General features: G+C 39.7%; 14 protein-coding genes. 12 read left to right on the top strand and 2 right to left on the bottom strand.

Annotated features, from left to right (window positions below; all coding sequences use genetic code 11):
* Positions 1 to 53 precede the first annotated feature (53 nt).
* From P7J58_RS01015 to gltX, 11 genes are all read left to right on the top strand, one after another.
* Positions 54 to 548: a beta-class carbonic anhydrase gene (locus P7J58_RS01015; protein WP_044774569.1), complete on the top strand. Its 495-nt coding sequence runs from the start codon at positions 54 to 56 to the stop codon at positions 546 to 548.
* Between the two features lie 208 nt (positions 549 to 756).
* On the top strand, positions 757 to 1,515 hold the full coding sequence (locus tag P7J58_RS01010; protein WP_013730631.1) for a TIGR00266 family protein: 759 nt from the start codon (positions 757 to 759) through the stop codon (positions 1,513 to 1,515).
* A 683-nt stretch (positions 1,516 to 2,198) separates the two neighbouring features.
* Positions 2,199 to 3,110: a class C sortase gene (locus tag P7J58_RS01005; protein WP_029176506.1), complete on the top strand. Its 912-nt coding sequence runs from the start codon at positions 2,199 to 2,201 to the stop codon at positions 3,108 to 3,110.
* On the top strand, positions 3,088 to 3,945 hold the full coding sequence (locus P7J58_RS01000; protein ID WP_408555463.1) for a class C sortase: 858 nt from the start codon (positions 3,088 to 3,090) through the stop codon (positions 3,943 to 3,945). Before P7J58_RS01005 ends, P7J58_RS01000 begins: the two co-directional genes overlap by 23 nt.
* Entirely contained in the window at positions 3,942 to 4,805 is an 864-nt protein-coding gene (locus P7J58_RS00995) for a class C sortase (RefSeq protein WP_408555464.1), read from the top strand. Before P7J58_RS01000 ends, P7J58_RS00995 begins: the two co-directional genes overlap by 4 nt.
* Positions 4,806 to 5,338: 533 nt before the next feature.
* Positions 5,339 to 5,785 (top strand): LytTR family DNA-binding domain-containing protein, encoded by a 447-nt coding sequence (locus P7J58_RS00990; RefSeq protein WP_029184899.1) that lies wholly within the window; start codon positions 5,339 to 5,341, stop codon positions 5,783 to 5,785.
* Positions 5,786 to 5,789: 4 nt separating this feature from the next.
* Positions 5,790 to 6,449, top strand: a complete 660-nt coding sequence (locus P7J58_RS00985; protein WP_408555465.1) for a LiaF transmembrane domain-containing protein — start codon at positions 5,790 to 5,792, stop codon at positions 6,447 to 6,449.
* 86 nt (positions 6,450 to 6,535) lie between these two features.
* On the top strand, positions 6,536 to 7,822 hold the full coding sequence (locus tag P7J58_RS00980; RefSeq protein ID WP_408555466.1) for an MFS transporter: 1,287 nt from the start codon (positions 6,536 to 6,538) through the stop codon (positions 7,820 to 7,822).
* Between the two features lie 217 nt (positions 7,823 to 8,039).
* Entirely contained in the window at positions 8,040 to 9,080 is a 1,041-nt protein-coding gene (locus P7J58_RS00975) for a ThiF family adenylyltransferase (RefSeq protein WP_024376108.1), read from the top strand.
* Positions 9,080 to 10,270 (top strand): MFS transporter, encoded by a 1,191-nt coding sequence (locus P7J58_RS00970; RefSeq protein ID WP_029744220.1) that lies wholly within the window; start codon positions 9,080 to 9,082, stop codon positions 10,268 to 10,270. Before P7J58_RS00975 ends, P7J58_RS00970 begins: the two co-directional genes overlap by 1 nt.
* A 415-nt stretch (positions 10,271 to 10,685) precedes the next feature.
* Positions 10,686 to 12,140, top strand: coding sequence for a glutamate--tRNA ligase (gene gltX / locus P7J58_RS00965; protein ID WP_408555467.1), 1,455 nt, complete (start codon positions 10,686 to 10,688; stop codon positions 12,138 to 12,140).
* 39 nt (positions 12,141 to 12,179) lie between these two features.
* On the opposite strand, the gene P7J58_RS00960 is transcribed toward gltX, so the two are convergent.
* A complete protein-coding gene (locus P7J58_RS00960) occupies positions 12,180 to 12,542 on the bottom strand; it encodes a MerR family transcriptional regulator (RefSeq protein ID WP_408555468.1) in 363 nt (120 codons plus the stop codon).
* 60 nt (positions 12,543 to 12,602) lie between these two features.
* On the opposite strand from P7J58_RS00960, the gene P7J58_RS00955 reads away from it, so the two are divergent.
* Positions 12,603 to 12,890, top strand: a complete 288-nt coding sequence (locus P7J58_RS00955) for a hypothetical protein (RefSeq protein WP_408555469.1) — start codon at positions 12,603 to 12,605, stop codon at positions 12,888 to 12,890.
* On the opposite strand, the gene P7J58_RS00950 is transcribed toward P7J58_RS00955, so the two are convergent.
* Complete coding sequence (locus tag P7J58_RS00950; protein ID WP_408555470.1) at positions 12,837 to 13,379, bottom strand: NUDIX hydrolase; 543 nt, start codon at positions 13,377 to 13,379, stop codon at positions 12,837 to 12,839. The genes P7J58_RS00955 and P7J58_RS00950 overlap by 54 nt on opposite strands.
* Between the last annotated feature and the right edge of the window lie 182 nt (positions 13,380 to 13,561).

Raw genomic sequence — 13,561 nt, 5'->3', positions numbered from 1 at the left:
GGTCTAACCTATTTCTGAAAATTTCAGAAATTCTTATCAGACAAGGAGGTCCTATGTCTTATTTTCAAAACTTTATGAAGGCCAACAAGGCCTATGTTGACCTACATGGTGATTACCATTTGCCTCTTCGTCCAAAGACCAAGGTGGCTATCGTGACCTGTATGGACTCACGGCTTCACGTGGCGCAGGCTTTGGGCTTGGCTCTGGGTGATGCCCACATTTTGCGGAACGCAGGTGGGCGTGTGACGGAGGACATGATTCGTTCGCTTGTCATTTCCCAGCAGCAGCTCGGTACGCGGGAAATCGTGGTGCTCCACCATACAGATTGCGGTGCCCAGACCTTTACCAATGAGGACTTTGCGGTCCAACTCAAGCGAGATTTGGGAGTAGATGTGACGGGGCAGGACTTTCTTCCTTTTACAGACATTGAAGAAAGCGTGCGGGAGGATATTGCGCTCTTGAAACAATCTCCGCTCATACCTGACGACGTTGAAATTTCTGGTGCGGTTTATGATGTGGATACGGGTCGTATGACAGAAGTTATATAGGAATACTCAGGAAGTTCGGTTTTTTCTGTAAATTCTATCTGAATGACCGAGAAATCCTTGACAAGTTTTTTTGAATGAGATAAAATTGTATTATCACAACAGAACAAACAAAGAGATAAATGATACTTGGTTTATTTTAGCTTGTTTTTGGTTTATTATAGCAATCCTGTGGTTAACAGGTACATTTCGAAAAAAATAGGAGGCAACTATGTCAGATAACCGTATGAAATACACGATTGATAGTAATATGCAATTTCCTTTAGTGGAAATCGCCTTGGAGGCTGGAGAGTCAGCTTATATTCAACAGGGGAGTATGGTTTACCATACGCCCAGCGTTACTTTGAATACCAAGCTCAATGCGCGTGGTGGTTCAGGTTTTGGTAAATTGATGGGGGCCATCGGTCGGTCAATGGTATCAGGCGAATCTATGTTTATCACGCAAGCCATTTCCAATAGTGACGATGGAAAAATTGCACTTGCGCCTTCAACGCCAGGTCAGGTTATTGCCTTGGAACTTGGTGCAGAGCAATATCGATTAAATGATGGTGCCTTCCTTGCTCTTGATGGTTCTGCTCAATATAAAATGGAACGCCAGAGTGTCGGGAAAGCTTTCTTTGGTGGTCAGGGTGGACTCTTTGTGATGACGACAGAGGGGCGCGGAACACTTTTGGCGAATGCGTTTGGTTCTATTAAGAAGCTAACTTTGGATGGTGGAAGTATCACCATTGACAATGCTCATGTGGTTGCTTGGAGTCGTGATTTGGACTACAATATCCATATGGAAAATGGTTTCCTCCAATCTATCGGTACAGGTGAAGGAATCGTTAATACCTTTACTGGTTATGGAGAAATCTATGTACAGAGTTTGAACATTGAGACCTTTGCTCAGGTCATTGGCAATCATATTGTCGGTGCAGGTGGTGACGGCGGTGGTGGAAGCACATCATTGCTGGATGCGATTTTTTAATAGTGGAGAAATAGAAGCTGAGGGCTACAACCTTAGCTTCTATTTTATACTCAATAAAAATCTAAAATAGCAAGTATAAGCTACTTAATAACATGTGGGACATAAATTTATAAGTTTGAGTTGAGGATTGTGGATTTCAAGTAGCTGTTTTCTTCTTATACTCAATGAAAATCAAAATCAGGCTAGGCGACGCAGATGCAGATGCAGATAGAACTGAAGTTCATCAAATCAAGTCAACAACGTCTGATATTGATTTTCGAAGAGTATCAAAAAAAACAAAATCAAAACGCTCCATATCCACTTTGAGTGGTAGGTGGCTATTTTTGATTTTAAATGAGTATTAGTTACCCGTTGTGCTAGTTAATTCTAGCCAAATAAAAAAACTTTGCGTATCATAAACTCAAAACAACCACGAAATGAGGGAATGATATGCAAAGCCAACATTATTATCTCGCAAATCCTAATCAAACACAAGTTATTTTTTCAAAAATCTTGACCCAAGTTCTCGCTTTATATGAGCGATTTGTTCCCCATGAGGTTCGAAATCGGCGAAATATCCACCTACAAAAACAGTCTGATGTCGTTGATGGGATTTTTTTGTTTGAGAACCGGATTGTGGTATAATAGAGGATATTTGGAGAAATTTTCAACTCCGCAATACGATAGAATATAATGGGAAAATGATGAAGAAAAAAGAAGATCAAATTGTAAACCAAAAGAAATCAGTTAAACCTAAAAAGAAAAAAAAGAAGAGCAACCTTCCTTTTTACTTGGTTTTTCTGATTGGGATGGGGATTTTACTCTATCCTCATGTATCAAATTTTTATTATCGCTATGAGGCTGGTCAGTTGACAGAGTCTTTCGATCAGGAGAAGAAGAATTTAAAACCTAAAGAGGTTCAAGAGCGAATTGATTTGGCTCATGCTTTCAACGAAAGTTTAAACAATATCATTTCTGAAGATCCTTATACTAAGTCACGTCACGAAGCTGGGCGGGCAGAGTATGCGAGGATGTTGGAATTGCATGAGAAAATGGGCTATGTTGAAGTTCCTAAAATTGAGGCCAAGATTCCGATTTATGCTGGAACAGCCGAGTCAGTTTTGCAAAAGGGAGTTGGGCATCTGGAAGGGACATCTTTGCCGGTCGGGGGAAGTGATACCCATACAGTCTTGACAGCTCATACCGGTTTGCCAAAGGCGCGTTTGTTCACAGATTTGACCAAGGTTGAGATTGGGGATACTTTTTATATCCACAATATTTCAGAAACCTTGGCCTATGAGGTGGATCAGATTTTAGTTGTGGAACCGACACAGTTTGAAGAGCTTTTGGTAAAGCCTGGACAGGATTATGCAACGTTATTAACTTGTACACCTTATATGGTAAACACGCATCGTTTATTAGTGCGTGGGCATCGTGTTCCTTATGTTGCCGAAGATTATCGTAAAACAGTTGAAAATGCTGAAATGCGTATTCTTATTCGCTATCTTTTGTATGCATTAGGAATGTTGATTATCATTTTATTAATTTTCCTATTTACAAAAAGGCGGAAAAAGAAGAAACAGGTGAAGAGTGGTGAAGAAGCGTATACAGCATAAAAAAGGATTGTCCAAACAATCCATACTTTTAAAACTGATATTTGTCTTTGGTTTGCTTATTACGGTATATCCGTTGATTTCTCAATTTTATTATCGATATGAGTCAGACCGTGAAGTAGAATCTTTTTATGAGCAAGCACAACAGCTCCCGAGCGAAGAAGTTTCCAAGCGATTAGAGAAGGCGCGGGCGTATAATCAGACCTTGGATCCAAGCAAAATGCAAGATCCATACTCAGAAGAGGAAAAGGCTGGGATTGCAGAATATGCACGCATGCTTGAGGTGAAGGAAAAAATTGGTTTTGTGGAAATTCCAAAAATCAATGAGCAGATTCCCATTTATGCTGGGACAACCGAAGATGTATTACAAAAAGGAGCTGGACATTTAGAGGGGTCGTCATTGCCGGTTGGTGGTGAAAGTACTCACACTGTCATAACAGCCCATCGTGGTTTGCCCAATGCTTCCCTGTTTACCAATCTCGATCGTCTCAAAGTCGGGGAACAGTTTTACATTCATAACATCGCAGAAACACTAGCTTATGAGGTGGATCAAATCTTAGTTGTTGAGCCGAGTGACTTCGATCCTGTCTTGGTACAGGCTGGAAAAGACTATGCTACTTTATTGACCTGTACACCATATATGATCAACAGTCATCGTTTGTTGGTACGTGGCCACCGTGTTCCTTACGAGCCTGAAGTTGCCAAAAAGGAAAAACCAGTATTCTTTTTGGATATGCTAACGCTATCCTACTTAATAGCTTTACTGATTATACTAGTGATTGTTGCTATCCTCTATCTTCGCCGTAGGAAGAAGAATCGGAAGGTAAAAGTGAAATGATGAAAAAAATTGGCTACATTCTCATGCTGATTGGTTTATTAATGCCATTAATCTTACTGACAAATATGTCTGTGCATGAGTTTCAAACTTATCGACACTATCAGTCCTACCAAAGTCGTTCAACATCATTCTCAGCAGAGCAAAAAGCGGCAATTGATACTTATGAAGAACAAATCAATAGCGGAGATATCCCAACAATTGACCCTTTTGCAGAAAAGAATAGTTCGGATAGTCATTCTGTTGTTGTTCCTAATTTGGAAGACGGTGTGATTGGTTATCTAAGCATTCCAAGTATTGAAATTCGCCAGCCAATTTATATCGGAGCGACTAGCCAGCATTTAAATGATGGGGTGGCTTCTATTATTGGAACAGATTTACCTGTTGGTGGTATGGGGCACCGAAGTGTCATTGCAGGTCATCGTAGTTGGTATACAGATCTTCGTTTTTTCCGTTTAACGGAGCTAAAAGAAGGAGATAAGATTTTTATTGAAATCGGTGGGACAACACTGACATATTTGGTCAAAAATACAGAAGTGATAAAGGCGACTGATTGGCAAAAATTATTGCCTGTTGAAAATCAAGATATGTTAACGCTGTTGACGTGTGATCCGCTAGTTCCTCCTTTTGACTATCGCTTATTGGTTAACGCCTATCGTCAGCCGGATGTAGCTGAGGAAGATGCTCAATCAAAACAGACAAGTCAAGAAGAAATGAAGCAGTACCAACAACACTCATTCAGCTTCGTCTTTTATATAACGATATTTGGCTGGCTCTTATTATGCTATATTCTTTATCGTTTTGTCACCTTATTGACTAATACTCTTCGAAAATCAAAATCAGATGTTGTTGACTTGATTTGATGAGTGAAAGGCTCCAGTGGAGCCTCAGATTGAAGAAAAAGTCCATTTTGGACAATTTTCTTCAATCTTTTTTCTTAATGTTGAAAATTAAAAACTCTTAGAAACATCGAAATATCAACATTTCTAAGAGTTTAATGATTTGCTATCTTTCGCAAACTTTTTCTATTTTTTATATTTTTAGGAGTTTGTCTACGTTCTGAGGCTCCAGTGGAGCCTTTCAGCCTGTTACCTTGAAACAAAATAGTAACAGGGTTCTATCTGCTGAGTAGAAACGAACTACGTTCGCTCTATCTCCAACCTCCAAAGGTTCCCCAAAACTTTGGAGCTAGTCTGTTTTTGATTTTCATTGAGTATAAAAAGTAATCTGTTAGAGGTGAACTGTCTCTGAAAAGATGGAGAAATAGATACTTGAATTCTAGCGACTTTTAATGATGAATGTTTACCACTTACCTGTCTAATTTTACCACTTACTGAAATGCCCTTGTAATTGTGGTTGGAATTGGTATAATAGACCTATCAAAAAGGAGGGAGCTATGAAAGTTAGGATTGAATTTGATGACAGCTTAGATCAGGTTGAAGTTGTTATCCGAACCAGTCAGCTGGGACCAGAGATTGAACAGATTCAGCAAGCTTTGCAACAAGTTAGCCGTCCCTCACTTGTCTTTTACAAGGGGAGCAGTGAGTATTTTCTTTCATTGGGTGACATACTTTTCTTTGAAACGGATGGGACCAAAATTTATGCCCATACAGGCGACGATGCCTATGAGGTCAAGATGAAGCTCTATGAGCTGGAAGAATACTTGCCAATCTACTTTTGTCGAGTGGCCAAGTCAACCATTGTCAACAGTAAAGCGGTCTATTCGCTGGACAAGTCCTTCTCGGGTACCAGTCGGATTGCCTTCTACAAGACCCACAAGGAGGTCCATGTGTCACGGCATTATTACCACTTGCTTAAAGAAAAGTTACAGGAAATGAGGTAGGAAGATGAAAAAATATGGTTTAGGGATTGCTCTGCTGGTCTTGGCAGGCTTGGTCCTAGTTAGGGATTCACTGGGCTTGCATTTGGCTCTGCCATTTTGGACAACAGTCTGGTTTGTTTTAACCTTTGTGACTGGTTTTCACCGCTTAGTGAAGCTGGATTGGCTTGCCAGTATCTTTTGTTTCGGTCTAGCTTTTATAGCGGTGAACTCAGTTTATGATTGGGTGGAATTTGGGACCTGGAACATGGTTCTGTCACTTGTCCTGCTCTGCCTTGGCTTGAAACTGATTTTTAAACCGAAGAAGCGTAGACTGGCTCATGGAGTTGGCACAGGCGTGATTGGTGACAAGGGACGGGAAACGGCTTTTGGCTCTACAACTCGCTATATTCACGACGATAATTTTCTCCATGATAGTGTGGAAGTAGTCTTTGGCTCTAGTATGGTTTATTTTGATCAGGCGGTTATTCTGGGAGATAAGGCTGAATTTCATATCGATGCGGCCTTCGCGTCAGTTGATCTTTATCTGCCGGCAAATTGGCAGGCGGTCGTGGAGCTAGATAGTTCCATGTCTGCTGTCAATAACTATGCAACTGGTATGGGAGAAAAGATGCTATATATCACAGGAGATATGGCCTTCTCCACTTTGAATATCTATTACACCTAGAGTGAACAGAGAGCAGTCTATTCAGGCTCCTCTGCAGGACAAAAAGTCAGAATATTCTGAAAATTATTCAAAAGAAAGGGATTATCATGAAAAAGATTTTGAAAAATGCGACTTACCTCTGGGTACTGACTGCGGATATGCTGTCCAATTTTGGCGATGTGGTCTATTATCTGGCCCTGATGAACTATGTCTTGCTGGTGCCCAACAGCCGTCTGGCGCTGGCGATTGTGACCTTCTCGGAAATCTTCCCTAGCTTTATGGGCCTCTTCACAGGCTATCTGGCAGACAAGACGGTCAACAAAATCAGTACTATCAAGCTGACCCTCCTCTTTCGCGTTGTACTCTACCTCATCCTCGGATTCTGCATGGGCTTTGAGCCAGCCCTCTGGATTGTCGTGGTGGCTGCCACTTTCAATGTTTTTGCAGACTTCGCTGGCTTCTATGAAAACGGCCTCTATACACCTCTGGGATTACGCGTAGCACCCAAGGAAGAGCGGGAGCAGTACTCGGCCTTTCGCCAGACCGTGACCAGCCTCCTCAACATCGCCTTTCAGGCCCTCTCCGCCCTCTTGGTCGGCCTCCTCTCCTACCAAAATCTGGCCTTTCTCAACGCCGGCACCTTTTTGGTCGCCCTTCTCATCATGCAGCTGCTGACGCCAGCCTTTCGCAAACTCCTGACGGAGCAGCCTTTGAAAATAGCAGAGCGGCCGAGCCAGCCCGAGCAGGCAACCAAGGGTCCAGGCATTCTAGCTTCTTTCAAGCAAGCCATCGTGGAGCTGCGCAAGATTCCCGAGTTCCGTCTGGTCCTGATTACCAGCCCCATAATCAATGCCTGTGGAGCGATTCTCTATCCTATTCTGGTCCTCTTGATTAGCGAAGACCCAGGCCTCGTCTTCCTCAATGTTGAAACAACCCTTGCCCTGACCATTCTGATCTTCTTTGTTGGCAATATCTTGGGATCGACCTTGGTATTTAGCCTCTTCAAAAAGACCAGCATGGTGACGCTTGAAGTGGCAGCCACTTTCTCTCTCCTTGGAGTGTTTGTCGGAATGTTGCTTCACCAACTGCCAATTATTTTCTTCTTCCTTACTTCAATGGGGATTAGTTCAGGAGCTAGTGGCCCTAAGTTTAACGCTAAGTTTGTCAATTCCATGCCAGAGGAGCAGTTGGCGACCATTGGCGGAGCGGTATCGACCTATTTTATGCTAGGTCAAGCCTTCACTCGACTACTGGTATCCGGTCTGGTCTTGGTCCTGGCCGTTGATCAGATTAGCGGACTTTTCCTAACGGCAACTGGCTTCTTGGTCCTTTATGTCCTCTACTGGCTAGCACGTAACCAAAAAGCATCTCAAAATCAGTCTGTAATTGATTGAAAATACAGAAAATTAAAAAAATATTGACAATCTTTATTTTTTTCTATATTATGTAAGTATTATAACTGACATAAGTTATAATGCCAGAATTTATAGAAAGGAGAAAAAGCAAATGGTTGGACCAGTTCAAAACTAACTAAAAAAATCTATTCAAGCTTAGGTTTGGATAGATTTTTTATAAAATAGATTTTAAATAAATTAGAAGGTGATAAGAGATATGAAATATAAAACTAGTTTAACTGCAATTCTGATAGAATCTCCAAGTAAAATTATTGGTGTAGGTAGTAAACAATATTTTGTTGATGATGTAGAGTATAACTCATCAGTATCTATCTTAAGTTTTTTAACCGAAGCTAGAGATATTGATGAAATAACTGACTTTTTAGTTGAAAATAAATTAGATTTCTCTTTATTTCAAAAATTATTGGACAATAAATTAATTACATTTGTAGAAAATTTATTTCAAAAAGAGGATACGGAGGACTTTAAAAATGCTCTATACCTAAATTTACTATTAGATAATCCTATTGAAGTTTTGGCAAGATTTAAGGATACAACTTTTGTAATTATTGGTTGTGGAAGTATAGGGAATTATATAAGTTATGCCTTATCGGTCTATTCACCCAAAAAGTTAATATTAGTTGATGGTGATCGTATTGAGAGGAGCAATTTAAATCGTCAAATACTTTTTTCAGAAGAAGATATAAATTGTTATAAATCAGAAGTTATTGCACGAGAATTGAGGAAAAAAAATAGTAATCTAGATATAGAGGTAGTGACAGAATATGTCTCTGAAGAAAATATTTCTACAATTCTTCAGGGGGAAGATTTTAAATCAACATTTGGCATTATTTCAGGTGATGATAGCATTGCGGTGAAAGTATCATCTAATAAGTTTGTTGAAAATCACATTCCATTTTTAAATGTAGGTTATTTGAATGATATTTCTGTAATTGGTCCGTTTGTCATACCAGAAATTTCTGCTTGTCCTTTTTGTAATAATACCTTAGCTGCATCTATTGATTGTCAGAGTGATTTAAGTGAAATAATAAATAAGCGATATTCTTCTCCATCAAGTTTTACGAATAGTGCTTTAGCTTCAAGTTTAGCAATGTCAGATATTGTTCAATTCTTTTCAGGAAATTTATTGAAAGTTAAATCTATAAACGCTAGAGTTGGAATTAATAGTGATTCATTTGAAAAATATATTTTAGAGAATGTGCGTGATCCCAACTGTTCAGTCTGTGGGGGAGAATAATGACAACTATTAATATTCGCAAAAATATAAATATTTATCTTATTGCAAGTGCTTTAATAACTATTTCATATAGTTTACCACATTCAATTTTGACGGTACTATTACTTTCAAAGGGAATATCGTTATCACAGATTTTGGTAATTCAATCAGCATATAGTTTAGCAATGATTTTATTTGAATTTCCTAGCGGAGTAGTGGCAGATATGTATTCCAAAAAGAATGTTTACATTTTGTCAAAATTATTGTTAATCATACTGTACATAGTTGTCATATGCTCAGATAATTTTCTGATACTGTATTTTGCCTGGTTCTTATATGGGCTAGCATCTGCATTGGATAGTGGAACTATTGACGCTGATTTATACAACCAAATTAAGTGTTCAAATGAGTTTGAATTAAGTAACTTTATTGCTGTGGATGGTCGAATTTCTACTGTTTCATTACTAGTAGGTAGTACAATAGGAGGTCTTTGCTATTTATATTTTGGTACGGGGATTTATTTTCTAAGTGTTATATTTTGCAGCTTAGCAATTGGTATCACACAGTTATTTTATAAAGAATCAAATATTCAAAAAAAAGAAAAAAATTTAAGGTTTGATAATTTTACAAAACATGTTGTAAAGAGCTTAGAGGAACTAAAAAATAGTAAAATTATGCAAATAGTGATAATACTAGATTTTTTAACGCAAATTTTTTTTCAGACACATTTTCAGTTATGGCAAGCATTTCTTATAGAGAAAGAAATGTCCTCTAACTTTTTTTCCCTTTTTTACGTCGTCTTTCAACTAATCGCTTTAGTGTCGTACTCAATAGATCTTAGTAATGCAAAAAATTTGGTCAATTCCAATTTATATATTACTCTATTTGGCTTTGTACCGCTTTTTTTCTTATCAAATTCTGAGTATATTTATATACCAGCCTACATCATGTTTATCTTTTTATTCTATATCATTCAATTTATCCTAAAAAAATATTATACTCATTTACTTTCAACAAATAATATATCATCATTGATTTCTTTTAAGGGAACACTGAATCGTATTGGTAGTATGATAACTTTGTTTTTGTTGAGTTTTTTTGCAAATTTCATTCCTGTCACGAATTTAATTGTTTTTAGTTTTGTTTTTGTATTCTTCTCATTGATTATAGTTTATAAACTCCTTATTAGAATACATAAAACTCAATATTAGTGAGTTAATTTATAGAGGTCAAAAATCCATGCCTGATATGAGAAAAATTTAATAAATAGCTTGGTAAAAATAATCAATAGGGATATGTTAAGTGAGGTACAAAAGGATTATTTTATTCTGATTGTTAAAATGAATTTGAATAATTCTATTTTATTGGGTAATCAGTGTATTGAATCGTATTCTACTTTAATTAAATTATCAATTAAATTATCGCTTATAGATTGATTAACGTCAGTTGAAGTTAATAGTGTCAATCAGACGTATGATATGACTTTTGATTGCGTATGTAAATTTTAGTAAATGTTCTAGGTAACCAAAAAACACCTCAAAATCAGTCTCTCTAGGCTGATTTTTCTGTTTTCTTATGCATATCTATGCTATAATGTTCTTGATTGAAATTTTACAGGAGAGAAACATGACTAAACCAATTCGTGTGCGTTACGCACCAAGTCCAACGGGACTCTTGCATATCGGAAATGCTCGTACAGCATTGTTTAACTATCTTTTTGCTCGTCATCACGGCGGTGATTTTATCATTCGTATCGAAGATACGGATCGCAAACGCCATGTGGAAGACGGTGAGCGTTCTCAGCTGGAAAACCTGCGTTGGTTGGGCATTGACTGGGACGAAAGCCCAGAAACCCATGACCAATACCGCCAATCAGAGCGTTTGGACATTTACCAAACCTATGTGGATGAGCTTTTGGCTTCAGGCAAGGCTTACAAGTCTTACGTGACAGAGGAAGAGTTGGCGGCGGAGCGTGAGCGTCAGGAAGCTGCGGGCGAAACACCTCGCTACATCAATGAATACCTTGGTATGTCTGAAGATGAAAAAACAGCCTACATAGCAGAGCGTGAGGCGGCTGGCATTGTTCCAACGGTTCGCTTGGCTGTCAATGAAGCTGGTATTTACAAGTGGAATGACATGGTTAAGGGCGAAATCGAGTTTGAAGGTGGCAACATCGGTGGCGACTGGGTTATCCAGAAACGTGACGGCTATCCAACCTATAACTTTGCCGTGGTGGTGGACGATCATCTCATGGAAATCTCGCACGTTATCCGTGGGGACGACCACATTGCCAATACACCCAAGCAGCTCATGGTCTATGAGGCACTAGGCTGGGAAGCACCAGAATTTGCCCACATGACCTTGATTATCAACTCTGCTACGGGTAAAAAGTTGTCCAAACGTGACACCAATACCCTTGCCTTTATCGAAGATTACCGCAAAAAAGGCTACCTGCCAGAAGCTGTTTTCAACTTTATCACGCTTTTGGGTTGGACACCGGGTGGCGAGGAAGAAATCTTCTCCAAAGATGAGATTATCCAACTCTTTGACGAAAAACGCCTCAGCAAGTCACCAGCTTCCTTCGATCCGAAAAAGTTGGCTTGGATGGGCAATGAGTACATCAAAAAAGCTGATTTGGAGACCATTTTCAATCTTGCCAAACCATTCTTGGAAGAGGCGGGGCGCTTGACAGACAAGGCAGAAAAGTTGGTGGAACTTTACAAACCACAAATGTCATCTGTGGATGAAATTGTTCCGCTGACAGATCTTTTCTTCTCTGATTTCCCAGAATTGACCGAGGAAGAAAAAGAAGTTATGGCTGGCGAAACTGTTCCGACTGTTCTTAATGCTCTCAAGGAAAAATTGGAAGCTATGACGGACGAAGAGTTCCAACCAGACAACATCTTCCCGCAAATCAAGGCGGTCCAAAAAGAAACTGGCATCAAGGGCAAAAACCTCTTCATGCCAATCCGTATCGCCGTTTCAGGCGAAATGCACGGACCAGAGCTGCCAAATACCATTTACCTGCTCGGCCGTGAAAAATCTATCCAGCATATTGAGAATATGTTGAAGAGTTTGTAATGAAATAATCTCCGCTGTCCTGTGATAGTGGGGATTTTGCTATAAATTCTGTAATTTTTCCTCAATCTGCAGGAGTAGGTTTTCTAAATTTTCCTTCTGTTCTTGGAGTAGGAGGATTTGTTTTTCACGGTCGGCAATTTCATCCAGTATAACCTGTTTGTTTTCTTTTAGCTGTTCGAGACTGCCGCATTTGGTGTCGTGAAGTTCTTTGATACGGATAATAGCTTTCACAGATAGGCCTAACTGGCGAAGTCCTAGTATATTTTCTAGGTTGTTGATTTCTTCTTCGTTCCAGTAGTAATTGCCGTCAATCAGTTGCGGTTGTAAGAGTCCTTGTTCTGTGTAGAAACGAAGCGTATCCCGTTTGATACCGAATTGTTGCATAACTTGTCCTGTTTTCATAATCTCCTCTTGACAGTGCCTTACCCCCTCATGATACATTGATGGGGAAAGGAGTTCTATATGCTTATTCTTAAATGCTTGATTGTGCTGTATTTGGGGCTGTTGCCACTATCTGCTTGGGTATATCGCAAGCAACTTCCTAGCTGGTTACTGGTTTTATATGTCTGCCCAGTATTGCTCAGTTTGTTGGGCGGGCAGACAGTTTGGGGATTTATTCTCGGTTTATTTTTGGCTTGCGGTGTGCGTGTCTTAGGTGGTCGTATTCTTTTTGGGAGAAATCGTCTCAGTCACTTTTTATCTCATGTTGTGCTGAGTTTCATTCTGACTCTTGCCCTGTTCTTGTTCTAAAAACAAGCTCTCCACATAGTCTTTCTGCCTTGGAATGACTAGCTCTGTTTCAAGGAAATTTTTCAAATTTTCTTGTGGGACCCAGATATAGTTGCTGGTTTCTTCGGCTTGGAGTTGGATAGCAGCTTTGTCCCAATTGGTTTCGGCCCAGTAGCAGTGGAAAATGCACTGGTCATCATGGGCGACAAAGTGTGTATGGTGGCGGAGTTGGTCAGCTGTCAGCTCAATGCCTGTCTCTTCGCGGACTTCGCGCAAAATGGCCTGCTCTGCTATTTCCCCAAACAATGCCGAACCTCCTGCTGTCGCTTCATAATAGTCAGGGTAGGAGGGTTTGGTGCTGTCGCGTTTCATGAAGAGAGTGCTACCGTCGTGGTGGCGGATGATGCACTCGACGACCAGGTGGTAGAGGCCGTAGGGAATGGATTCTCCGCGTGTGAGGGTGTGGTCGGTCAGCTGACCGTCGGCTGTGTAGGCGTTCCAGATTTCCATATTTTGCTCCTTTTCTAGATTGGTTATTCATTATAGCAAATATGGAAGTGTTAGACAAGTATCTTGCGGGTGTTTGCGTATTGGAATGATTGGAGGATTACTGAGCTAGAAAGCTGACGTTAGTCGCCTCTTTCATTTGCTTATTTTCAAATCAATATTGAAAATATACAAAAAAATTCAAT

The organism is Streptococcus suis (genome assembly GCF_046032535.1).
Classification (GTDB): domain Bacteria; phylum Bacillota; class Bacilli; order Lactobacillales; family Streptococcaceae; genus Streptococcus; species Streptococcus suis_AK.
Note: the sequence above shows the minus strand (reverse complement) of the source record. Positions and strands in the feature narration are given on the sequence as shown.